General features: G+C 48.2%; 22 protein-coding genes and 1 pseudogene. 18 read left to right on the forward strand and 5 right to left on the reverse strand.

The window, feature by feature from the left end:
- Positions 1 to 477: 477 nt before the first annotated feature.
- From AC2JF6_RS03380 to AC2JF6_RS03435, 12 genes and pseudogenes are all read left to right on the forward strand, one after another.
- Entirely contained in the window at positions 478 to 1,236 is a 759-nt protein-coding gene (locus AC2JF6_RS03380; RefSeq protein ID WP_500729363.1) for a hypothetical protein, read from the forward strand.
- 15 nt (positions 1,237 to 1,251) lie between these two features.
- Positions 1,252 to 1,947 carry an ATP-binding cassette domain-containing protein gene (locus tag AC2JF6_RS03385; RefSeq protein ID WP_500729364.1) on the forward strand — a complete coding sequence of 232 codons (696 nt, stop codon included), beginning with the start codon at positions 1,252 to 1,254 and terminating at the stop codon, positions 1,945 to 1,947.
- A gap of 102 nt (positions 1,948 to 2,049) precedes the next feature.
- Positions 2,050 to 2,316 carry a type II toxin-antitoxin system RelB/DinJ family antitoxin gene (locus tag AC2JF6_RS03390; protein ID WP_500729365.1) on the forward strand — a complete coding sequence of 89 codons (267 nt, stop codon included), beginning with the start codon at positions 2,050 to 2,052 and terminating at the stop codon, positions 2,314 to 2,316.
- A 17-nt stretch (positions 2,317 to 2,333) separates the two neighbouring features.
- Positions 2,334 to 2,573 (forward strand): type II toxin-antitoxin system RelE/ParE family toxin, encoded by a 240-nt coding sequence (locus AC2JF6_RS03395; protein ID WP_500729366.1) that lies wholly within the window; start codon positions 2,334 to 2,336, stop codon positions 2,571 to 2,573.
- Positions 2,574 to 3,029: 456 nt separating this feature from the next.
- Positions 3,030 to 4,841, forward strand: a complete 1,812-nt coding sequence (gene glmS, locus AC2JF6_RS03400) for a glutamine--fructose-6-phosphate transaminase (isomerizing) (RefSeq protein WP_500729367.1) — start codon at positions 3,030 to 3,032, stop codon at positions 4,839 to 4,841.
- Positions 4,834 to 4,983, forward strand: a complete 150-nt coding sequence (locus AC2JF6_RS03405; RefSeq protein WP_500729368.1) for a hypothetical protein — start codon at positions 4,834 to 4,836, stop codon at positions 4,981 to 4,983. The genes glmS and AC2JF6_RS03405 overlap by 8 nt, the downstream gene beginning before the upstream one ends.
- 20 nt (positions 4,984 to 5,003) lie before the next feature.
- Complete coding sequence (locus tag AC2JF6_RS03410) at positions 5,004 to 5,819, forward strand: Cof-type HAD-IIB family hydrolase (protein WP_500729369.1); 816 nt, start codon at positions 5,004 to 5,006, stop codon at positions 5,817 to 5,819.
- 18 nt (positions 5,820 to 5,837) lie between these two features.
- Positions 5,838 to 6,278, forward strand: coding sequence for a CopY/TcrY family copper transport repressor (locus AC2JF6_RS03415; protein ID WP_500729370.1), 441 nt, complete (start codon positions 5,838 to 5,840; stop codon positions 6,276 to 6,278).
- A 21-nt stretch (positions 6,279 to 6,299) separates the two neighbouring features.
- Positions 6,300 to 7,013, forward strand: a complete 714-nt coding sequence (locus AC2JF6_RS03420) for a hypothetical protein (RefSeq protein ID WP_500729371.1) — start codon at positions 6,300 to 6,302, stop codon at positions 7,011 to 7,013.
- Between the two features lie 373 nt (positions 7,014 to 7,386).
- Positions 7,387 to 7,651 (forward strand): annotated as a pseudogene (locus AC2JF6_RS03425) (IS3 family transposase); the annotation flags it as partial.
- A 186-nt stretch (positions 7,652 to 7,837) separates the two neighbouring features.
- Positions 7,838 to 9,235 (forward strand): DHA2 family efflux MFS transporter permease subunit, encoded by a 1,398-nt coding sequence (locus tag AC2JF6_RS03430; RefSeq protein ID WP_500729372.1) that lies wholly within the window; start codon positions 7,838 to 7,840, stop codon positions 9,233 to 9,235.
- Positions 9,236 to 9,238: 3 nt separating this feature from the next.
- Positions 9,239 to 9,664: a MarR family winged helix-turn-helix transcriptional regulator gene (locus AC2JF6_RS03435; protein ID WP_500729373.1), complete on the forward strand. Its 426-nt coding sequence runs from the start codon at positions 9,239 to 9,241 to the stop codon at positions 9,662 to 9,664.
- Between the two features lie 66 nt (positions 9,665 to 9,730).
- Here the strand turns inward: AC2JF6_RS03435 and guaB are convergent, their stop codons facing one another.
- Positions 9,731 to 10,876 (reverse strand): IMP dehydrogenase, encoded by a 1,146-nt coding sequence (gene guaB, locus AC2JF6_RS03440; RefSeq protein ID WP_500729374.1) that lies wholly within the window; start codon positions 10,874 to 10,876, stop codon positions 9,731 to 9,733.
- Between the two features lie 338 nt (positions 10,877 to 11,214).
- Between guaB and add the strand changes: the two genes are divergently transcribed.
- The 3 genes from add to AC2JF6_RS03455 all read left to right on the forward strand — a co-directional run bounded on the left by add (position 11,215) and on the right by AC2JF6_RS03455 (position 14,723).
- On the forward strand, positions 11,215 to 12,240 hold the full coding sequence (gene add / locus AC2JF6_RS03445; RefSeq protein ID WP_500729375.1) for an adenosine deaminase: 1,026 nt from the start codon (positions 11,215 to 11,217) through the stop codon (positions 12,238 to 12,240).
- Positions 12,241 to 12,408: 168 nt separating this feature from the next.
- Positions 12,409 to 12,780, forward strand: a complete 372-nt coding sequence (locus AC2JF6_RS03450) for a cupredoxin domain-containing protein (RefSeq protein WP_500729376.1) — start codon at positions 12,409 to 12,411, stop codon at positions 12,778 to 12,780.
- Positions 12,781 to 12,812: 32 nt separating this feature from the next.
- Positions 12,813 to 14,723: a copper-translocating P-type ATPase gene (locus AC2JF6_RS03455; protein WP_500729378.1), complete on the forward strand. Its 1,911-nt coding sequence runs from the start codon at positions 12,813 to 12,815 to the stop codon at positions 14,721 to 14,723.
- A gap of 230 nt (positions 14,724 to 14,953) precedes the next feature.
- Here the strand turns inward: AC2JF6_RS03455 and AC2JF6_RS03460 are convergent, their stop codons facing one another.
- The 3 genes from AC2JF6_RS03460 to AC2JF6_RS03470 are packed head-to-tail and all read right to left on the reverse strand — an operon-like array spanning position 14,954 to position 17,177.
- A complete protein-coding gene (locus AC2JF6_RS03460) occupies positions 14,954 to 15,676 on the reverse strand; it encodes an antibiotic transporter permease (protein ID WP_500729379.1) in 723 nt (240 codons plus the stop codon).
- Positions 15,676 to 16,410, reverse strand: a complete 735-nt coding sequence (locus tag AC2JF6_RS03465; RefSeq protein WP_500729380.1) for an ABC transporter permease — start codon at positions 16,408 to 16,410, stop codon at positions 15,676 to 15,678. The genes AC2JF6_RS03460 and AC2JF6_RS03465 overlap by 1 nt, the downstream gene beginning before the upstream one ends.
- Before the next feature lie 2 nt (positions 16,411 to 16,412).
- A complete protein-coding gene (locus AC2JF6_RS03470) occupies positions 16,413 to 17,177 on the reverse strand; it encodes an ABC transporter ATP-binding protein (RefSeq protein WP_500729382.1) in 765 nt (254 codons plus the stop codon).
- 188 nt (positions 17,178 to 17,365) lie between these two features.
- On the opposite strand from AC2JF6_RS03470, the gene AC2JF6_RS03475 reads away from it, so the two are divergent.
- The 3 genes from AC2JF6_RS03475 (at position 17,366) to AC2JF6_RS03485 (ending at position 18,628) form a co-directional block, all read left to right on the forward strand.
- Positions 17,366 to 17,932, forward strand: a complete 567-nt coding sequence (locus tag AC2JF6_RS03475; protein ID WP_500729383.1) for a GrpB family protein — start codon at positions 17,366 to 17,368, stop codon at positions 17,930 to 17,932.
- A gap of 72 nt (positions 17,933 to 18,004) precedes the next feature.
- On the forward strand, positions 18,005 to 18,241 hold the full coding sequence (locus tag AC2JF6_RS03480; protein ID WP_500729384.1) for a hypothetical protein: 237 nt from the start codon (positions 18,005 to 18,007) through the stop codon (positions 18,239 to 18,241).
- Positions 18,242 to 18,439: 198 nt separating this feature from the next.
- Complete coding sequence (locus AC2JF6_RS03485; protein ID WP_500729385.1) at positions 18,440 to 18,628, forward strand: hypothetical protein; 189 nt, start codon at positions 18,440 to 18,442, stop codon at positions 18,626 to 18,628.
- A 117-nt stretch (positions 18,629 to 18,745) separates the two neighbouring features.
- Here the strand turns inward: AC2JF6_RS03485 and AC2JF6_RS03490 are convergent, their stop codons facing one another.
- Complete coding sequence (locus AC2JF6_RS03490; protein WP_500729386.1) at positions 18,746 to 21,523, reverse strand: FtsX-like permease family protein; 2,778 nt, start codon at positions 21,521 to 21,523, stop codon at positions 18,746 to 18,748.
- Positions 21,524 to 21,528 lie beyond the last annotated feature (5 nt).

The following is a 21,528-nucleotide window of genomic DNA, read 5'->3' on the forward strand; positions in this document are numbered from 1 at the left end:
ATCTAATAGTTATTATTAAAAATAATAAAAATATGAAATTTGTTTGATTTATATATAAAAACAACATATAATTCTTATATGATTATAGGGCAGTGATAACTATTAGCAAACTGGTTGACGTTGCGAAACTGAGAATCTAATTGAAATGAAAATCACCTGCGTTTTGATTCTTAGTTAGAATTTGAGTACACCATACCTAATAAGTTATAGCTATTGATAGAAGGTCCATAAAGCGCCCCTAATAATTTAAATAGATTATTGCGAAGTCTTAACATGTACATAGTTAAAGATAATTTAGGGAATCTTGTGGTACCGGGCACACTGGGCTTGTTCTATGAATGTTACGGGTGCTGCGGGCGCATTAATGAATCTTTGTGATACTAGAGCTAAAGATAAATGGAATTCGTGGTTTCCTGTTTTAGGCGATAAGTTTAAACTATTTCAAAAATGTTAGGCAATATTCACGGAGATTTTCATATGAAAGAAAAGTTTTATTCACTATACAAGATTTTCCTTATTAACTCTTTTAGCAACAAGGTTGCATTAATGTTTAACATTATATTTCCGGTCATCTATTTTGCTATGTCTAATGCTCCAGTCTTGACTAATAACTATACTGTCGGCAAGAATCAGCTAATTAGCGGAAGTGCATATTACTTTGCCTACATTGCTTTAACAACCATTCTAAATTCAGTGATTATGGCAATGATTGAGTATCGTGATTATGGCTATTATAAAATCATTTACATGGTATCTAATTCCAAGTATTTGGTATTAATCAGTCAATTTTTGTCTCAATGGACGTTTTTAATAGTAGAATTGGTCCTTTTCAATTTAATTGTTACACTATTTTTCAAGTCTTTTTCTTATCTAGGTTATTTGCTGTTGACCACAACAATAGCAGCACTTGTATTAGTTTTGCCTTTAACTATGGGTTTGTATTTTTTGCTGACGGTAAAGTTAAAGTTACAGACTTACAGTATTGTTAATACATTAATTGTTTTTGGATCATTCATGTTAGTAACTGTTGAAACGAAAAATAAATTGTTGAATTTATTATTGCTGTGTACACCGATTAAATACCTAATGACGGGGTATGAAGTAATAATGCAATTCCTGTTTTATAAAGTAGATTGGACTACTCTTATTAACCTGTTGATTGTTATTGTATTTTATGTCTTGCTGGGAGTGATTTTTATTGCAAAACAAAACATTTCGACAATTTTTGCAAAATAGTTTTAAGGAGACAATATGGAAATTAAGCATTTGGACTTTTCTTATAAAAACAAGGAAATCTTTGCTGATTTTAACGCAAAATTTGCTGACGATCAGTTAAATGTAATTATTGGAAGCAATGGTGCTGGTAAGACGACCTTGCTTAATATTATTTATGGCTTTACTAAGGCCAGCTCTGATTCAGCTATGACTGATTTCCCTGCTATGCCTAATATTATTTATAAATTTCAAAATATGACTTTCTTTGCTGAATTGACGGTAAAACAAGCAATAAGTTTTTTTAAATCAATGAATGATCATGCTGTTGCAAGCACTGATGCGCAAATGCGCTTTTATAATGAGATAATAAAAGAATTGCTGAATACCAAACTAAGGCTGTTATCAGGTGGCGAATACCAGGCTGTTATGGTTTATTGCACTTCCATAATGGAGCGGGAATTATATCTGTTCGATGAACCCCTTAGCGGAATTGATAGCTATATTGAAAATTTGCTTTTAGAATTAATTGTGTCTCTGGTCGTCGAAAAAAAGAAAAAAGTTATTATGACCTTGCATCAATTGACTAAATTAAAATCATTGCAGGCACACATTGTATTCGTTGGCAACAAAAAATGTGTGTTTCAAGGCAATTTCAGCCAAATGCTGCATGCAACAGATACAGATGATATTGAGATTGCGTTTAAAAAAATGCATCAGGCCATATCTTGTTAAATCAAGGATATTACGCTCATACCTATCCCACCAAGAAGAACATTATATAATGTATTTTGTGTGGCAACCGGCGTACAATAACAGTAAGGATAGGTGAAAAATATGGATAGAATTGAAGCTAGAATCGATTCAGCAACTAAAAATAAAGCAAAAGAAATCCTTGCTAATCATGGTTTGACCATTTCAGAATTTGTTCGAATGACGATAACTACAGTGGCTAACAATGGTTTACCTAAATATTATTCTTTACCTAACCAAGAATTAAGCGTCTCTTTACAGGAAGTGGCTGATGATTTGTCTGGAAAAGAAAAGCTGCCGGAGGCTCATAGTTTTGAGGAATTAGAAGAAATGCTCAACTCGGATGAGTAGCCGGAGCTACAAGATAAATGAAGAAAACAATCAAATACACTAAAGGATTTAAAAAACAACTAAAAAAGCGAAGACAGGATCCGAAATGGCATTCAGTATTTAATGGGACACTTCCCCAGGAACTCGATAATCAAGAACGAAGCCCTTGGGAATTCATTATTCAATGTTTAATTGAAAATCATAAAATACCCGATTATTTTCACCCGCATGCTTTAGAAGGTTTAAACAGCATAAAAAAGCAAGTCAAAAGCAGCTAAATGATGCCAAAGCAACGGTAATTGTTCTGGAGCTTCATTTTGATGGTCACAGTGGTAATCATTTATTAGTTTACGTGCCCACACAAGAAACAGTTTTTTTAACTGGAATAGGTACGCATAGTGAATTATTTAAATAAATTATTTGCAAAAAGATATGCAATTGAAATGAGTCCCGAAAGTTAGACAACTTTCGGGGCTCATTTCACAAAGAAGCCAGTCTTTTTGTTCATAACAATTGCTGGTCGATTCAAAATGAGGCCAATTCATTCGAGCCGCTTTTTTAAAAAACTTTTGCCCCGCTGCTTGGGTTAGCATCAGGCATTCCTTTTATTCGTATATACCAATTTTGACAATTTAACTTGACCAATTATTATTAATAGCATATTATTTCCTGTATGATTGTAAAAATAATTTAGCCCAGTTAAATTTAATTTAGCTATACCAAAGGAGAAAAATATGTGTGGAATTGTTGGAATTGTTGGTAAATCTGCCCGGGAGATTGTCCTCAGCGGCCTGTCTAACCTTGAATACCGCGGGTATGATTCTGCCGGTATTTATCTGAATGACCTGCAAGGCAAAGAATATTTGACTAAGACCGCGGGTCGCATCCAGAACCTGCGCGCCAAGATGACGCCCGACGAGCAGGGAATGGTGGGTATCGGGCATACCCGCTGGGCCACTCACGGCAAGCCCACTGAGAACAACGCGCACCCGCAGTTTGACGAGACGAACCGCTTCTACCTCGTTCACAACGGCGTGATTGAAAACTACCAGGAAGTAAAAAATGAGTACCTGCAGGGCGCGCATTTTAAGTCCGATACCGATACGGAAGTAATCGTTCAGCTAATCAGCAAGATTGCCCGGGAAGAAAATGTTGATGCGTTTGCCGCCTTAAAGAAGGCCCTGACCCTGATCAGGGGGTCGTATGCACTCCTGCTGGTCGATAACACGGCGCCCGCGCACATCTACGTGGCCAAGAATAAGTCGCCGCTAATGCTTGGAATCGGCGACGGCTTCAACGTTGTCGCCTCGGACGCACTCTCTGTTCTGGATCAGACCAAGCTTTTCGTGGACCTCAAGGACGGTGAGGTTGGCGATATCACCAAAAATGACTTTAAACTTGAAACGCTTAGCGGCGAAAAAATTGACCGCAAGGCGCATAAGGTCGACGTTGACCCGAGTGCCGTGTCTAAGGGGACGTATGAATTCTACATGCTCAAAGAAATCTGTGAACAGCCAACGGTGCTGCGGCACTTGGACCAATTTTATTTGGATGACAACGGCGAGCCGCAAGTTGACCAGAAGATTATTGATGCACTGGTGCAAGCCGACCGGCTCTACATTTTTGCGGCCGGAACCAGCTATCACGCCGGCTTGGTTGGCAAGGTGCTGTTTGAGCACTTGAGTGGTATTCCAACCGAGGTGGGTTTTGCGTCAGAAGCCGGCTACCACTTTCCGATGATGTCGGCCCACCCCTTCTTTATTTTTCTGTCACAGTCGGGAGAAACCGCCGATTCCCGCGTGGTTTTGCAAGAGGCAATCAAGCGTGGCGTTCCGAGCCTGACCCTGACCAATGTGCCCGGGTCTACGCTGGCCCGCGAGGCCGACTATGCACTGGCGCTTGAGGCCGGACCGGAGATAGCGGTGGCCTCAACCAAGGCCTACACGGCGCAGGTTGCACTTGAAGCGATTTTGGCCAAGGCACTGGGTGAAAAAGCGGGCAGAAAAGCAGCAAGCGACTTTAAGCTGCGGGAAAATCTGGCACTGGCGGCCGAAGGAATTGAACAGGTGATTTCAAATCAGGACACAATTGCGCAACTGACACAAAAATATTTGGTTCCTTCGCGCAACGCCTTTTACATTGGCCGCGGACTTGACTATCCGCTGGCACTTGAGGCCTCGCTTAAACTAAAGGAAGTTTCTTATATTCAGACCGAGGGCTTTGCCGCAGCCGAACTTAAGCACGGCACCATTTCCCTGATTGAAAAGGGCACGCCCGTTATCGCGCTAATCAATGATCCCACAACCAGTGACCTATTGCGCGGCAACATCCAGGAGGTGGCTGCCCGTGGTGCCAGCGTGATTACAATTGCACGCAAGGACTTGGCCTGGGAGGGTGACGATATCGTCCTTCCCCAGATTGATTATTACCTCACGCCGCTAATTAGCGTTGTTGTGGCCCAGTTATTTGCTTATTTTGCATCTAAAAACAAGGGCCTTGATGTTGATAAGCCCCGCAACCTGGCCAAGAGCGTGACGGTTGAATGATTTTTTAGCAGGAGACCTCAGGCAGGCTGGGGCAGAGCAGTTTGCTTGTGCATTAATTCACCGTTATGCTGCCTATAATAAAATAATTAGTGAAAAAGTCGTATCTTATTACGACTTTTTGTATAATAAAGAAGTGAGGTAGCAAACTAGGGGGGAAATATTTTGGCAATCAAATTAATCGCAGTTGACCTGGACGGAACCTTGCTCACCAGTTCAAACCAAATTCTGCCGGAAACAGAAAAATTATTAAAGCAGGCCAGCAGCCAGGGCATTCAGGTAGTCTTAGCCACCGGGCGTCCATTGTCGGGCGTGATGCCGTTTAATGAACAACTGGGTTTAACGGGCGCGAAACAATATAATATTGTTTTTAATGGTGCCGTGATTCAGAACGTTGCGGGCAATGTCCTGATGAACCAGGAAATGGGTTACCGTGATTTTACCAGTATGAGGCGGCTACAGCGGCTTGCACACGTGAACCTGCACTTTGAGACGCCCGAATGCTTTTGGACCTGTGACCGTGACCTGGCAACCAATCTTTGCGTGAATGCTGCGGTAAACAACAGCATGATTAAGGCCCGCAAGTTCGAGGAGATTCCGCAGGACTTTTCATTCAACAAGGTAGGTTTCAGCGTGATGCGTGATCTGCAGGAAGTGGACAAGTTTTGGAACAATATTCCAGAATGGGCCTTTGCCAAGTATGATATTGTGCGCAGTTTTCCTGAAATTATTGAAATAAACATCATGGACGCCTCCAAGGGCAATGCACTCGTGCAGCTAGCCGACCGGCTCGGGATTGCACAGAACCAGGTGATGGTTTTTGGCGACCAGGGCAACGACGTCTCCATGTTTGCCAATCCTGATTTTAAAAAAGTTGCGATGGGCAACGCCATCGGCATGATTAAAGAGAGCGCAGACTATGTGACTGATGACAATGATCACGACGGCATTGCCAAGGCACTGAAGAAATTTGTGCTCTGAGGAAATGAGTTGAATATTATGACCAATAAAGTTAAGGACCAGAATATTTCTGACGCCGAATGGGAAGTAATGCGCATTGTCTGGACGCTGGGCGAAATCCATGCGGGGGACGTGATCGACCAGCTCCAGGCCAAGATGGGGTGGTCCGAATCGACCATCAAGACCCTGATGGGGCGCTTAGTTAAGAAGGGCCTGCTAAAAACACGCAAGGATGGGCGTCGTTTTGTTTACACGGCTACTGTCAATCAAGTGCAGATGATGATTCAGGTCACCAGTGAAATGATGGGCCACATGTGTGACATGCACAAGGGCCAAGTGATGATTGAAATCTTGAAGGAGATGCCCCTATCAAAGGGCGATATCACGACGATTGAAGCTGAGCTTGACCAAAAGAAGGCGGATGCACCGGCAATGGTTGACTGCAACTGCTTGCTAGCAAAACAACACGAGTGTAAGTAATAGTTATTGGGGGGATTATTGATGAAGAAGTTTGCTAGTTTTTTATTGCGGCTTATTTTTGTTGCGCTGGTCTTGTTGTCCGGCTTTTTGCTGCTGAAGAGTCCGGTAACCATTAGCCAGCCCAACGTGCACAAGATGGCCCGGACAACGCTCAAGGAGAATATTGCCAAGAGCGGGGATGTGCGCCTGAAGGCTTCGCTGGAACTGGCCCAGAGCCTGGGTCTGGTCAGCAAATTGGTTGACCAGCTGCCGGCGGAGTACCACTATGATGCGTCCTATGCCAGTCTGTACGACCTTAGCACTAGCTACCAGGAAAACGGCGAGGTAACGGCTAAGAACTTGAAATTACCGGAAAAAAATGCGGTTCAAAAGGCAGTTGCCACCGGGATGCTGGAGAAGATGAATGACACCCTGAAGCAAAATTCCGCCAAGATCAAGAAGAGCATTGATATTTTTCACTACTTCTGTTTCGGTGCACTAGTCGTCTTTGTCCTAGCTGCCCTCTTGGGCCTGTTTGGCAAGTACCTGGCTGCGGCCTTTCTTATTCTGGGATCTATCGGCACGTTTGGCGCCCTGCAGTTTTATGCGCACAACTACGTCCGCTACCTGCAAGAAGAGCTCGGACACGGTACCGTTTTAACCACTTCGCCGCTTCTCTGGGTGGGCCTGGCGATTGGCGTGTTGACGGCGCTGACCTGGGTGCTGTACTTGAAGCAGACCAAAAAGAATAATTAAGCGCTTTGAAGTGCTCCATAATAGTTAGACATTAATCTGACTATTAGGAGCACTTTTTTCATGACTAAATATTCAAGTGATTACAAAATTGAAATTTGCAGTAAATACTTATCTAATATCTAACCAAGAAACTTTAGCTAGTCTAGACCGGGAATATGGCGTTGATTATACTTGAATCAAGGCCTGGGCAGAACGAGCCTGCGAATACGGCTTAATCGCTTTGAAGGTTAAACAGGCCTGGCCAACTTATCCTCCTGAATTCAAGCTGACTTCAGGCAAAAAAGTTTATATTTCGCCGGTCATCGATGAAACTGGATTATGACATGCTGGCAGAGCTCAAGCACAAGCTGCCTGAGACGCTCAACCTATTTTGCACTCGGACCAAGGCTTGCAATACTGCCATTGCGGCTATCAATCTAAATTAAGGCAGATGAAGATTAGACAGAGCATGTCGCGCAAGGGCAACTGTCACGATAATGCATCGGGAGAAACACAACCGCATTAAGATTAATTCACTAGCAGAAATGCGAGTAGTACTGCGCGATTACGTGTACTGGTTCAACCACATCAGACGATCAAACAAACTAAAATACGCGACTCCAAGCAAATATCGGAATTGTGCATTGGGTCCTGCTTAATGATAAAATATCTAACTTTTTAGTTGCGCTTCACTTTTTATCTATAGTTTGATAGGAGGGCTTTTTTATGCTTTTTATGTAGGATCTTAAGTAAATTAAGCTTATATGCCAATATTTTTTGCATTTTCAAACCAATTGGTTTAATATGTTTAATTGGTTAGCTTACTAACTAATTGGAGGTTCAAAATGGAAAGAAAAATAGATGCAAAGCTGATATGCTCAATCTTTGCAGCCGGATTAATGTCCTTTTCGGGTGTTTTGATTGAAACTGCGGGCAACATTACTTTCCCCGTGTTGATGAAGGAATTCGGCGTTAACATGACGGCGGTACAGTGGATGACCACGGGCTACCTCTTGATTGCATCAATCGTGATGCCACTTTCGGCCTACCTCAAGAAGAATTTCAACTCACGCCAGCTATTCATTACGGCGGCCGGCTTCTTCATCTTAGGGCTGATGATTGATGCTGTGGCCAAGTCATTTGTGGTCCTGGTAATTGGTCGTATTGTGCAGGGTGCGGGTGCCGGAATTGCGATTCCACTGATGTTCAATATTATCTTGGAACGGACGCCGTTGGATAAAATTGGCTTGCTCATGGGCATTGGGACGATGATTACGGCGGTGGCACCCGCATTGGGACCGACGTTTGGCGGTCTGATCGTCAACCTGCTGGGCTGGCGCTACATTTTTATTTTTATGCTTCCGGTCATGATCGTTTCGCTTATCATGGGGCTGGTTTCAATTACCAAAGATGCTGACCAAAAGCAGCGTATGAAATTGGATGCAACAGGCTTTATCTGCATTGCTATTGCCTTCATTGGGCTGATTCTGGCTTTCAGCAATCTGGCCGCCGTCCTGCAAAAGCCATTAGCTTTCTGTATGCCCTTGGCTGTTGGTGTGCTTGCGCTGGTGTTCTTCATCAAGCATTCGCTGAAAGTAGAAAACCCACTGATTAATATCCGTGTGCTTAAGATTAGCAAATTTACCTTGGGCCTGTGCGCCTACTTCTTGTTCCAGATTAACACGCTTGGCTTGTCCTTCATTTTGCCAAACTACGTGCAGATTATTAACAAGTCGACCGCAATGACGGCGGGTCTGCTGCTTCTTGCCGGGGGACTAATCGGTGCGATTGCATCACCAATTGGGGGCCGGCTGCTCGATAATTACGGTGCACGCAAGCCAATCATGACGGGGGCGGTCTTGGAAATAAGCGGAGGCTTCCTGTTCTGCAGCTTTGCCTCATCCTTGACTTCAGGGAAAATTATTTTATTCTACATCATTACGATGCTGGGGATTGGCCTCATCATGGGCGATACGATGACCGCTTCCATTAACGAACTCGACCCAAGCGAAAATACGGATGGCAATGGCCTGTTCAACATGGCCCAGCAGTTTGCCGGAGCCGTGGGAACCGCAATTGTGTCCGCAATTATGCAGTTCACGCAGCAGATTAGTACAAGGGCTACTGCCGCCGGCAAACTAATTGATGGTGCCCGGAGCGGATTGATTTTTTTGCTGATTTTGGTGATTATTGGTGTATACTTGCTCTATAGGGCAACAAAGCCAGTAGCAAAGAAGGACTAGTGAATGGACAGGTTAGGGTTGGTTCTGCAGCGGGTGCAAAATACGTTCAACCGCAACGTCGACCGGTACGCAAGGAGTCTCGGCTTGACGGGGACGCAGATGCTGATAATCGAATATTTCAACTCGTTTGCATCCAAGGGTTCAATCTATCAAAAGGACATCGAGCGCGAGTTTAACATCAGGAAGTCAACCGCAACCAACATCCTGCGCTTGATGGAACAAAATGGGCTGATTGTCAGGAAGGTTGATGCGCGCGACTCGCGCTTGAAGAAGATATTGCTGACGGATAGGGCTAAGGAGCTTGAACAAGAGATTACTACGTATTTTGTTAATTCGGAAGAAATGACGGCCCGCATCTTGGGTCAAACGATCAAAAACGAATTAATGGCCAACCTGCAGAAGCTTAACGAGGCCTTAGCCGAAAAGTAGATTGATAAAAAACGCCAGTTGCCGCTTTGGTTAGCGGAACTGGCGTTTTTGCTGTGCATTAAATTATTATCTCTCGTAGTTCGGTGCCTTTTTGGTGATCTGAACGTCGTGCGGGTGGGATTCGCGCAGACCCGCATTCGTGATCCGGACGAATTGCGCTTTTTCGATTAATTCGGCGATTGTGGCTGCACCGACGTAGCCCATGCCGGAGCGCAGGCCGCCGATAATCTGGAAAATGATATCGGAAACATCGCCCTTGTACTCAACCCGGGCCTCGACACCCTCCGGTACCAGCTTGTTGGCCTCGTTCACGCCGCCCTGGAAGTAGCGGTCTGATGAACCGTGGGCCTGCGCCATTGCGCCCACCGAGCCCATGCCGCGGTACGTCTTGTACTTTTGACCGGCACTTTCGAAGATTTCACCCGGCGCTTCGGTCGTACCCGAGAGCATGCTGCCGAGCATCACGGCGTTGCCACCGGCGCCGAGGGCCTTGACGATGTCGCCTGAGTACTTCATCCCGCCGTCGGCGATGATGGGCTTGTGGTATTCACGGGCAGCCGTGGCGGCATCATAGATGGCTGTGATCTGGGGCACGCCCACGCCGGCCACCACCCGTGTCGTGCAGATTGACCCGGGACCGATGCCGACCTTGACCACGTCAACGCCGCTGTCAAAGAGGGCGCGGGCCGCGTCGCCCGTGGCAATATTGCCAGCGATTAGCGTGACGTGGGGGAAGTGTGCGCGGATCTCCTTGATCTTGCGCAGGACGCCCGCAGAGTGGCCGTGAGCCGTGTCGATGACGATTGCGTCGGCACCCTTTTCAAGAAGGGCTTCCGCACGCTCGAAGGTATCGCTCGTGACGCCCACAGCGGCTGCGACTAACAGGCGGTTCTGGTCATCGACTGCCGCCCGGGCAATATTTGTGGGCACGACAACGCTCTTAACGTTGGCCACTTCGCCGGCCTGCGCGCTAATCGACATGTTCTTGTGAATCACGCCGAGGCCCCCCTGCAGGGCCATGGCGATTGCCATCGAACTTTCGGTGACCGTGTCCATGCCCGCACTGATCAGCGGAATATTCAGTTTGAGGTTTGGCGCCAACTCCGTCTGCAGGTCAACCTCATTGGGTAAAACGTGACTCTCAGCGGGAATTAACAAAACGTCATCGAAGGTCAATCCTTCTTTAGAAAACTTCGTTGTCCAACTTGCCATCTAATGCACTCTCCTTGCTAAAACATCTGACGATAAATTTATTCCACTTTACTAGTGATTGGGCCGGTGGTCAAGGGTGAAATATATCATATTTTTCTGGAGGGGATAAAAAAGCTGTGGCAGCGGCAACTAAAATACACGAACTATTTTTGATTTAAAATAAAATATTGTAAAGATTAATAAAACTTGCTATTATTTATTTAAGCACTAAAGCGGCGCACTGGTTAAGCAATCAATGCATAATGTTCGTGTTTATCCAAAAGGATAGTAAAGCGGTTTTCTGGTGCCACTTAGCATTTGCGATCTGAGGAAACCTGAATTAAGTGAAGGAGTACGTGATGACAGAAAAGTCCCTACATCAATTTATCGCCGGCCTGCCCAAGGCCGAATTGCACGTGCACGTTGAGGGCACGCTCGAAGCAGAATTGGAATTTGCCTGCGCGCAGAGAAATAACATCGACATTGGTGCCAATTCGCCGGCGGATGTTGACCACAGCTACGGGTTTGGCCTGACGGAATTTTTGAAGGCCTATTACAAGGGGATGAGGGTTCTGCGGACCGAGCGCGACTTCTACGAGTTGACCTGGACTTTTTTGCAAAAAATGGCCCAAAGCAACGTCAAGCACGTGGAATTGTTTTTTGATCCCCAGGCCCACACCAGCCGCGGGGTGGCCTTTGAAACGGTAATTGCGGGCATTCACGCCGCAATTGTGGACGCCCGCGCCCTCGGCGTTGATACGCAGCTGATTATGTGCTTCTTGCGTGAGTTTTCCCAGGAAGCAGCCCGAAAGACGCTGCTTGCGGCTCAGCCTTATCATGAAAAGGGCTGGATCTTGGGCGTCGGTTTGGATTCGGCCGAGCATCACAACCCCCCGCTCAAGTTCATGCAGGTTTTTGCAGAAGCCAGAAGTCAGGGCTACTACCTGACGATGCACTGCGATCCCCAGCAGGTTGATTCGGTGGAGCATATCAAGCAGGCGCTTGAGGTGATCGACGTTGACCGCCTGGACCACGGCATGAATATCATTGATAATAATGATCTGCTGGATTACTTGGTTGACCAAAAAATCGGCATCACGGCCTGTCCCATTGCCTACTACTACACCCGCAAGGACATGGAGCAGGATGCAATCACCCAGCTGTTCGACCGGGGCGCACTGGTCAGCCTTAATTCGGATGACCCAGCTTATAAGGGAAATACCTACATTAATGATGTTTACTATCAGTTCGCCTTGAAGTGTGGCTGGGGTGAAAAAGAACTGACGCAAATCGCGCGCAACTCTTTTGCCACTTCCTGGATCAGTGCAAACGCCAAACGGGCTTACCTCGAGCAAATAGATGATTATGTGACTAATTTCAAATAATTGGTGGTCGACCTTTAAAAAGCATAGCTGCTGAATTTGCGTCTAGTACGCAGATTTAGCAGCTTTTTTTGAGCTTTAATGTTTACAAAAGTAAACAAAGACGGTATACTGACTTTAGTTTACAGATGTAGACGTAGACTGAACTTGTTTAAAAAGGAGCTTGCGGTTATGACTAAAATTATTGTTTTGCTGGCTGGAGTAGTTGCTATTGCCTTTATTGCTTGGTGGTTCTTTACTAAGCACGAGGTGCAGGCGGCGCGTGCGGATGTAAAGTCCAGCGGCCAATCCATTGACATCAAGGTCAAGGGCGGCTACCTGCCCGAAAAGGTTGTCTTAAAGAAGGGCGTTCCGGCCACGCTGAACTTCAAGCGGGTCGATTCTTCCACCTGTCTTGACCACGTCATTTTTTCTGACCTGGGCGTCAATGAAAAGCTGCCGCTGAACCAAACGGAGCAAATCAAGATTGATACCAGCAAGCCGGGTGAGTACGACTGGGCCTGTGGCATGAACATGTTCCACGGCAAGGTTATTGTTAAGTAGTTGGGCAGAGGGAGAACGGGGACAAGACTAGAATGAAAACTGCTACGCGTTTTTGGATATCACTACTGTTATCTCTGCCGATGCTGGTCGAGATGGTCGTTCACCCGTTTACGGGCTGGATACTGCCCGGTGGTGCACGGACAATGTTTGTTTTAACCACGATCATCATGCTAACGTCGGCCGGTCCCTTCTTGACCAGCTCGTGGTCCGCATTTTTAAAGCACCATTCCAACATGGACACCCTGGTGGCCCTGGGCACCTTGACGGCTTACCTATATAGCATTTACGCAATGTTTGCGGGCAAGCCGGTCTTCTTTGAGAGTGCGGCCTTTGTCATTACCTTCGTGCTTTTGGGACAAGTATTAGAAGAAAAAATGCGCAGCAACGCCTCGAGCGCCATGAGCAAATTGCTCAACCTGGGCGCGAAGAATGCACTGGTCAAGCGGGGCAACGATTTTTTCGAAGTGCCAATTGACCAGGTGGTCGCGGGCGATCTGATTCAAGTTAGGCCCGGTCAGAAAATCCCGGTCGACGGCAAGATTGTCTCTGGTACTACCGCTATCGACGAATCGATGGTCACGGGCGAAAGCCTGCCGGCAACGAAGCGGGCCGGCGATCAGGTGATTGGCGCAACCATCAACCAGTCGGGTTCAATCGTCTTTGAAGCCGAAAAGGTGGGCAGCGACACGATGCTTTCCCAAATTATTGCGATTGTCAAAAAGGCCCAGAGCAGCCACGCCCCGATTCAGAAGCTGACCGATAAGGTTGCTGATATCTTCGTGCCGACCGTCCTGATTATTGCGATTATTACATTTCTGGTGTGGTATATTGTCCTGGGCAAGAGCCTGCCCGGCGCTCTGATTTTTGCGGTTTCTGTGATGGTGATCGCGTGTCCGTGTGCACTAGGCCTGGCCACGCCGACCGCACTGATGGTCGGGACGGGCCTCGGTGCCAAGAAGGGCATCTTGATCAAGAACGGTGAAATTCTCGAGGCCGCAAATAATCTTGATACCATTGTTTTTGACAAAACGGGTACAATCACTGCAGGCAAGCCGCAGGTAACGGATGTAGTCGGCGAAAAGCAGCAAGTTCTGCAATTGGCTGCCAGCCTGGAAAGCCTGTCTGAACACCCGCTAGCGCCCGCCATTCTGGCTGCTGCCAAAAGGGCAGGGGTTAAGAATCTGCCAGCGGCCGACTTTAAGGCGGTTGAAGGCCAGGGCATTCAGGGCAAGATTAACGGCAAAGAGGTCTTTATCGGCAAGCCTAAGCAGAATTTAGCGGATGATGCTGATTCTGAACTGCAGGCGAAAGTTGCAGCCTTGCAAAAAGAAGCCAAGACCGTTGTGCTTGTAACGGTTGGACAATCGGTTGCGGGCGCAATTGCCATTCAAGATGCGCCCAAAGCGGATGCACGCAAGGCCCTGGCCGATCTTAAGCGCCGCGGACTGGAAACCGTGATGCTGACGGGCGACAACAAGCAGGTTGCCCAGTCAATTGCCGCGCAGGTCGGCATCGACCGGGTGATTGCGGAAGTCTTGCCGATTGACAAGGCCAACGCGATCAAGGATTTGCAGAAGGACAAGCATGTTGCCTTTGTCGGTGACGGCATCAACGATGCGCCCGCCCTGACCCAGGCCGACGTCGGGATTGCAATGGGCTCGGGCACCGACGTTGCCATCGATGCCGGGGGTATTGTCCTCATCAAAAACAACCTGGAAGACGTGGTGCGGGCACTGGACCTGAGTCAAAAGACCTTCAAGCGGATAAAGCTGAACCTGTTCTGGGCGTTCATCTATAATGTCCTCGGCATTCCGGTAGCTGCCGGCCTCTTTGCCGGCATTGGTCTGATACTAAGTCCCGAGATTGCGGGCCTAGCCATGGCCTTCAGTTCGCTGTCGGTCGTAACCAGCTCAGTGCTGCTCGGCAAGGCGAAGATTAACTAAAGGTTACCAACAAGAAAAGACAGCCGCACTGCGACTGCCTTTTTGTTTTGCCTAAACCCGTGCCAAATTTTTGAGTGGCCTAAAATTTAGTTGCTGCTTATCCTTATAGTGGTTAGCAATAATTATTAACATGAGTAGGCAAAAGCTGACGACAAATCTGATCTCGATTTTGGACGTCCTACTGTGTGAGCTCATTTTTGATAAATTAAATGCGGTTTTATCAATTGTAGTTAGTTGTACTTGTGCTGCCTGGTCTGCAGGACGTGCTTGATCTGCAGAACGTAAGCGGCGATCCCGACGATCAGCCAGACTGCGGTAACGAAAACGCCGCTGGTCAAGTCGGCGTGGCCGAACTTGATCAGGTTGATGGGACCGTAAAACGGGAAGAGCAGCGCAATCTTTTCCAGCCAGCTCGGGTAGGCCGTGATAACGACCAGGACGCCGGCTGCGAGGCTCATCACCGCCTCGACGATGTTCGACAGGAAGTAGGGGTCGTTCATCTCCCAGCTAACCGCCCAGGAGGTGAAGCCCAGGACGAGACCGAACAGGCACAACAGGGGCAGGACGATGATCACGCGCCCGATAATTGCAATGGGTGCACCGAAGAGCAGGGCCAGAAACAGGTTGGTTGCTGCCAAGGTCAGTCCGGCCAGGAGTGCGACGAAGACCTTGTCGAGCCAGTAGCGGGGGCTGAAGGGCCGCTTGGCGATCAGCTCGTAGTCAACGCCGAGCGCAGCGTCGTTGATTAGCGACTGCGTCATTGTGCTCAAGGAGAGACGGGCAGCGTCAATAGCGATTGACGCGAGGACCACGTACCAGTCGAAGCGGCCGGTGTACTGGGCATCGATCAAAACGAGCAGTGCCATGTCGACCACGGGCGTAATGAAAAAGTAGACCAGGATCGTACGCCAGTTGGATAAGAACGATAGTGAAGAAAATTGTGTTTTAAGCATCAGATTAAGTTTAATTCTCCCTTCTTGCGTGCCAGCTGGTTGATTTTTTTGACCATTAAGGTAATTAATAAAAACCAGAGCAATAAGCTGCACAGGTAGGCCGGCCAGTGAAACGTTGGGTTGCTTCCCGTTAGGTAGGTAATCGGAGTCGTCATCGGAATAAGCCACTGCGCAACGGCAATCAGCGGTCTTAAAAGGCTGGGATTGCCAAACAGTCCCGAGAGCAGGACAATCGGCGTTCCGATCAGTGCCTCGTAGGTAATCGCGTTCGGCGTCAGCGTGAAGAATGACGCAATGAAGATCCCCATCGTCGCCATGGCCAGCCAGAGCAGGACGGTTATCAGCACGAACTGAGCGCTAATGGGGCCGGTGGCGCCCCCCAGAATCTTGGCCAGCAGCCAAGCCAGGGGAAAGGCGGCCAGGCCGTAGGTGGAGGCGGGCAATAGGAGCGCAATCAGCGATAGGCGTTCGTCGTAGGCGTTGTTGATCAAGTAGGGCAGGGTGCCCTTTAAGCGCTCAAAGCCAATGCAGCCAGCCGCGGTGGTACACGAAGACCACATGCCAAAGATGGCGCTCTGAATCCAGATGCTGGGGTTCGATAGACTGTGATTGGCGTAGGCCAGCGTGTACTGCACCAAGAAGATGGACAGCGTGCTGGATAGCGTTAGCACGACAAAATACTGATCGGAGAGGTATTCTTTAAAGTGAAACCAGAAGAGACGGAGAAAGGTCATGGTTATTTCCTCCGCAATTCTGGGGCGAGCGCCAGGTACGACTCCTCCAGCGTGGCTGGGCGGTCAATGTGAGTCACTTGCGACTTCTGGACAATATCCTTGACCGTACCGGACGAATAGACCCGACCGGCACCGATCAGGATGATGTTGTCGGCCAGGACCTCGACTTCGGACATTGTGTGGCTGGTCAGCAAAATACTGATGCCGAGGTCTGAGAGGTTTTTAATGGTATCGCGAATGCTCTTGGCAATCTCAACGTCAAGCCCACTGGTTGGTTCATCCAGTAAAAGCAGCTTGGGCTTGCCGAGCAGGGCGCGTGCAATGTGCAGCCGCTGCTTCATGCCCTTGGAAAACTGGCCGACTCGTTTGTCGGCGACGTTGCTCAAACTAACAACATCAAGCACGCGATCGATCTCGGCCTTCTGCTTGCGGTAGGGGACACGGGCCAGGTCAGCGAAGAAGGCCAGGTTCTGCCTGGCCGTTGCCCGCTGGTAGAAGCCAAGGTCGCCGCCAAAAGAAACGCCCATTTGCGGGTGCTTGGCGCTACCCACGATGTCTTGTCCGTTGAGCAGAACATGACCCGTGTCGGGCAAGAGGTAGCCGCCAATAATTGAAACAATCGTCGTTTTGCCGGCACCGTTGGGGCCGAGCAGGGAGACAATCTGCCCCTGCTTAATACTAAAAGAGATATCATCGAGGGCGTGAAATTCCGTATCCTTACTGTGATAGGTCTTTTTAATGTGTTTTACTTCTAAAATATTTTCCAAATTAATTCTCCAAAATTAAGTGTAAGTGGTGCCACTAAAAAGGAAGGTGTGGCTGAAATTATTACAGGTTAATTTGAAGATCTGGTTAACGTTGGACATTAAATCTATGAAAGTAATATATCATATTTTTATTATTATGTTAATATTTATTTAAGTAAATTACTGAACATTTTGAGAAGGGAAAAATTATGACTTCATTTGAGCACTTGCAAAAAGTGACGCTTGGCCCTGTAAGCCAAAACCAGCCGATCAAGCTGGCTGGATATGATCCGCGGTGGCCGCAGCTTTTTCAAAAAGAGCGGGCGAAGATTGAGCAGGCACTGGGAAAAACGGCGCTAAAAATTGAACACGTGGGGTCGACCGCGATTCCCGGCCTCAGTGCAAAGCCAATCATTGATATCCTGCTGGTTGTCCCGCAGCCCGCAGACGAGCGGGCGTACGTGTCCCAGCTTGAGGCGGCGGGCTACGTCCTGCGGATTCGCGAGCCCGACGAGGAAGAGCACCGGATGTTTATTGGCAGTCAGCGGCAGCTGCATATCCACGTTTATGGTCCCGCAAGCCGCGAGGCCTGCGACCTGGTTCTCTTTCGCGACTGGCTGCGCGCAAATGAACCAGACCGGGTAAAATACCAGGAATTAAAAAAGCAGCTGGCCGCAAAATCCTGGCGCACGGTCCAGGACTACGCGGACGCCAAGGGGCCGCTGGTTGCGGAGATTAAGGCGCGTGCCCAGGGCGCTTCTGCCAATAAAAAGTAGCCGATTGACGCGCACTGAAAAGATGGCTAAACTAATTGGATAGAATAACTTGACCTTGAATTATAGGAAGAAGTGAAGACTTTGTTTTTGGCATTGATGGTTGTACTTTTTATCAGTGGCGTGGTTTGCCTGGTGCTTGGTTTTAAAGCGCGCTTTGCCCCTAAGACTAACAGCCTGCTCATCTGGGGCGGTCTGATTGTGGCAATTGGGGCACTCTTCGTGATTACCGGGCTGGGGAAAGACCTGGCAAGCTCGGTTGCTGACTTCATCAGCGGCTTTCAGCACGGTCTCAATGCCCGTAATAGGTAAGCGGGGAACCTTAGTGCATGAGGTCTTAATCCGTAAAGCCCAGTTGCTGTCTCAATCCTCTTAGGCACTTGTTTAAATTTGCTTAAAAAAGCGCTATCTTTAGTTTTAGTCAATGGTCTACAGGTTAGACTAGGTGGTAAATAAGTTAACCTTGTATTTACGTTAGCGGGAGGAAATGACGCCATGGGGTTTGTTATCATGATTTTAAGTTTGTTGGTTGGTCTCGTGCTGCTGGTTGTGGGGTATGAAAACAAGAGTAGGCGCATGCTTTTGAGTCTGGGTCTGGTCCTCGTATTGTTCGCCGTTTTCCTGGCAAGCCCGCAGGGTTCTGACGTTGCCCACGGCGTTTACGATGGCCTGTGCGCATTCACGGCCACACTAAGGTAAGTTCTTAAATAGCAAAAGCTCAACTTTAGGCGTCAGGGCAAATCAAAAAGGCTGCCTTGGAGATTGATTCTTCAAGGCAGCCTTTTAACGTGGGCTGGAAATTGTCCAGCGGCTATTTTAATCAACGGACTTGAGTGCCTCCAGCATGTCCAAGTCGCGCAGCTTCTTATTGACGATGAAACCGAGCACGATGGTGATGAGCCCGATTACGCCAAGCGGCCACAGGAAGCTGGACGCTGACAAGGCCGGATTGAACATGACGTTGTCCGGCGGCACAACGTACAGGATATAGCGGTAGAGCAGATCACCGGTCAGGTAACCAACCAGAATTCCGAGTCCGGTTAATAAGATTGTCTCGCGGTAGATATACATTGTGACCTCCCCATCATAAAAACCGAGCACCTTAATTGTTGAAAGTTCACGAATCCGCTCCGCAATGTTGATGTTGGTGAGATTGTAGAGAATAACGATGGCGAGCAGGCCCGCAACAACAATCAAGACAACCATAATCAAGTTGAGCGACTGGACAACCACGTCAAGTTCCTGGCTGATTGCCGTGTTTTGAACCACGCCCGCAACCCCGCTCAGCTTCATGTATTGCGCAGCTGCCTTCTTGGTATTCTGGGCGCTGCCGTCTGCTAGGTTGACCAGGTGGGCGTTCGTCCTGTATTTGCGGTGAAAGACACGCTGGTACTGGTTGCTAGTCATGAAGGCGAAGTGTCCCATGTACATTTCGGTGATGCCGGCAACTTTCATTGAACGCCTGTGGTTGTTTTGGTCAGTCAAAGTAATCTGTCCGCCTGCTTGGACGTTTAACAGCGTGGCCAGCCGCTCTGAGATCACGACACCGTCATTGTGCAGGGCAATTGCACGCTTAGTCCTGCGGTCGTTCAGGTGAACATAGTGATCAAGCTGCTTGCTTGAACTAGGGACGATCAGGGTAATGTCTTGGGTATCGCCGGTTTTGCCCACCGTCTTGGTCATCGATTCATAGTAAACGGGCATTGTCTGCTTGACATCATCCCGGTGCAAGTTAGTGGCAAGCGCCTTTTTTTGTTTAGCCGAAATTGGCGTCTTTTGGGCAACAATTAGGTTGTAGTGGATCAAGTCGGAAAATTGCCGGTTGTTCATCGTGCTAATGGAGTTCTTAACGGCAAAGCCTGCAAAGAGCAGGGTCGCGGCGCCGCAAACACCGAAGATCGTCATCAGCATTCGTTTCTTGTAGCGGAAAAGGTTGCGGGCAGTAACCTTGTGGGTAAAGCTCAGGTGATTCCAAATAAAGGGGATTTTTTCGAGCATGATTTTTGAACCCGCTGCTGGAGGCTTGGGCAGAAGCAGGGCCGCGGGCTTTTCCCTGAATTCGCTCTTGGCAGTGAGGTAGGCCGGCAGAACGGAGCTGACCCAAGACAAGACCAGGGCTGCCAGGCTAATCTGCCACTGGAAGTGTTCTTCAATCGGCGGGATGGTCAAGGACTGGTAATAGGCGTGGTAGACAATCTGCGGCATTAAGGTATGCCCCAGGAAGATGCCGATAATAGTGCCGATGGTGCCCGACAGAAAACCGTAGAAAATAAACTTGTTGATAACAACAAAGTCATCATATCCGAGTGCCTTGAGCGTTCCGGAATTGATCCGCTCTTCATCGATAAAGCGGTTCATGGTGGTAAAGGTAACCAAAGCGGCAACAAAGTACAAGAAGATGGGAAAGACCTTGGCAAGGTCTTCAACCACTTGCGCGACCGTGGTATAAACCAGGTTGCCTTCGCCGCCGGGTACTTCGCGCCGGTTATAGACGCTGTAAGAAGGGCGGGGCATTTTTTGAACCTGCTTTTTAATCCGGGCAATCTTGCGCTCGCCGGCACTGATTTTGGCCTCGGTTTTAACCGCTTTTTGCCCTAAAAGCTCTTTTTTACCCTGCAAAATCTTTTCCTGGCGCGCAAGTTCTGCTTGGGCCTGCTGCAGCTGAGCGTTAAGTTCAGGAGACGTGCCTGCAGCCTGCGCTTTTTGGGCAAGCTCTTCCTGCTTATTTGCCAGTTGACGTGCGGCTTTTGTCAGGTCCTGCTTACCACGCTGCAGTCTCCGTTTGGCCTGTCTCAGCTTTTCTTCTTGCGGGTGCAATTTCCGGTTGACCGCCTGGTTGATCCGCTCCTGACGGTGCCGGGCGTTTTTCTTCAGCAAATCCTGCAGGTCTTTTTTGTGGCTGCTGACCCTTGCGGTATACGTTGACCCATAAGAATCGAGTCCGCGTAAGTTGCGGTAGGTCAAATTGGCTGCGGTATAGACCGTCTGGTTGAACGCACGGGATGCGACGACCGCATAGCCCTTGAGCTCACCGGTACCGCTATTGCTTTGGCCTAAGTTGACGCTGGACAGTATCTGACTGGAGCGGACAAAACCGACCACCCTAAACTTCTTGCGCTTGAGCAGGGTGGAGCCAAGCACGTTTTTCTTTTCGGTAAAACTAAGGTGCTGGCCCAGTTGATACCGCTTATGGTAATGATCAGCCAGGGCAATTTCATTTTCGCGCTGGGGCAAGCGTCCCCGTCTGAGTTCATACTTCCCGATAGTCTTCGGTTTTGAAAAGATCCGCACGCTTTCATGGCTGTTTTTGAAAACCGTGTCGGTCATATAGCCGAACTCGACCTTCTGCAGCCCCTTGGCCTGCCTGATCAGCTTAACGTCCTGCTTGTCAAAGCCATAATTGCCAATGACAGTCAGGTCAGCCGTGTTCAGCCGCTCAGCATAGTGGTTGCCCGTGGCGCGCATATCTGGTCCGGTAACCATTAAACCGACCAGGGCAAACGCGCCAATCATCATCAAACCAAGGATGGATAAGAACTGCCCCTTAGTGTGCCTGATTGATTGCCAAAAGTCTTTCCAAATTATCTTATTCATTTGTC

The sequence above is a fragment of the Lactobacillus sp. XV13L genome (assembly GCF_059900875.1).

Excerpts from the sequence above, each read along its gene's own strand:
- AC2JF6_RS03485 (WP_500729385.1), top strand. The coding sequence starts at position 18,440 with ATGATTTTAAGTTTGTTGGTTGGTCTCGTGCTGCTGGTTGTGGGGTAT.
- AC2JF6_RS03460 (WP_500729379.1), bottom strand. The coding sequence starts at position 15,676 with ATGCTTAAAACACAATTTTCTTCACTATCGTTCTTATCCAACTGGCGT.
- AC2JF6_RS03380 (WP_500729363.1), top strand. The coding sequence starts at position 478 with ATGAAAGAAAAGTTTTATTCACTATACAAGATTTTCCTTATTAACTCT.
- AC2JF6_RS03490 (WP_500729386.1), bottom strand. The coding sequence starts at position 21,523 with ATGAATAAGATAATTTGGAAAGACTTTTGGCAATCAATCAGGCACACT.
- AC2JF6_RS03465 (WP_500729380.1), bottom strand. The coding sequence starts at position 16,410 with ATGACCTTTCTCCGTCTCTTCTGGTTTCACTTTAAAGAATACCTCTCC.
- glmS (WP_500729367.1), top strand. The coding sequence starts at position 3,030 with ATGTGTGGAATTGTTGGAATTGTTGGTAAATCTGCCCGGGAGATTGTC.
- AC2JF6_RS03475 (WP_500729383.1), top strand. The coding sequence starts at position 17,366 with ATGACTTCATTTGAGCACTTGCAAAAAGTGACGCTTGGCCCTGTAAGC.
- AC2JF6_RS03390 (WP_500729365.1), top strand. The coding sequence starts at position 2,050 with ATGGATAGAATTGAAGCTAGAATCGATTCAGCAACTAAAAATAAAGCA.
- AC2JF6_RS03430 (WP_500729372.1), top strand. The coding sequence starts at position 7,838 with ATGGAAAGAAAAATAGATGCAAAGCTGATATGCTCAATCTTTGCAGCC.
- AC2JF6_RS03450 (WP_500729376.1), top strand. The coding sequence starts at position 12,409 with ATGACTAAAATTATTGTTTTGCTGGCTGGAGTAGTTGCTATTGCCTTT.
- AC2JF6_RS03435 (WP_500729373.1), top strand. The coding sequence starts at position 9,239 with ATGGACAGGTTAGGGTTGGTTCTGCAGCGGGTGCAAAATACGTTCAAC.
- AC2JF6_RS03395 (WP_500729366.1), top strand. The coding sequence starts at position 2,334 with ATGAAGAAAACAATCAAATACACTAAAGGATTTAAAAAACAACTAAAA.
- AC2JF6_RS03415 (WP_500729370.1), top strand. The coding sequence starts at position 5,838 with ATGACCAATAAAGTTAAGGACCAGAATATTTCTGACGCCGAATGGGAA.
- guaB (WP_500729374.1), bottom strand. The coding sequence starts at position 10,876 with ATGGCAAGTTGGACAACGAAGTTTTCTAAAGAAGGATTGACCTTCGAT.
- AC2JF6_RS03385 (WP_500729364.1), top strand. The coding sequence starts at position 1,252 with ATGGAAATTAAGCATTTGGACTTTTCTTATAAAAACAAGGAAATCTTT.
- AC2JF6_RS03420 (WP_500729371.1), top strand. The coding sequence starts at position 6,300 with ATGAAGAAGTTTGCTAGTTTTTTATTGCGGCTTATTTTTGTTGCGCTG.
- AC2JF6_RS03455 (WP_500729378.1), top strand. The coding sequence starts at position 12,813 with ATGAAAACTGCTACGCGTTTTTGGATATCACTACTGTTATCTCTGCCG.
- add (WP_500729375.1), top strand. The coding sequence starts at position 11,215 with ATGACAGAAAAGTCCCTACATCAATTTATCGCCGGCCTGCCCAAGGCC.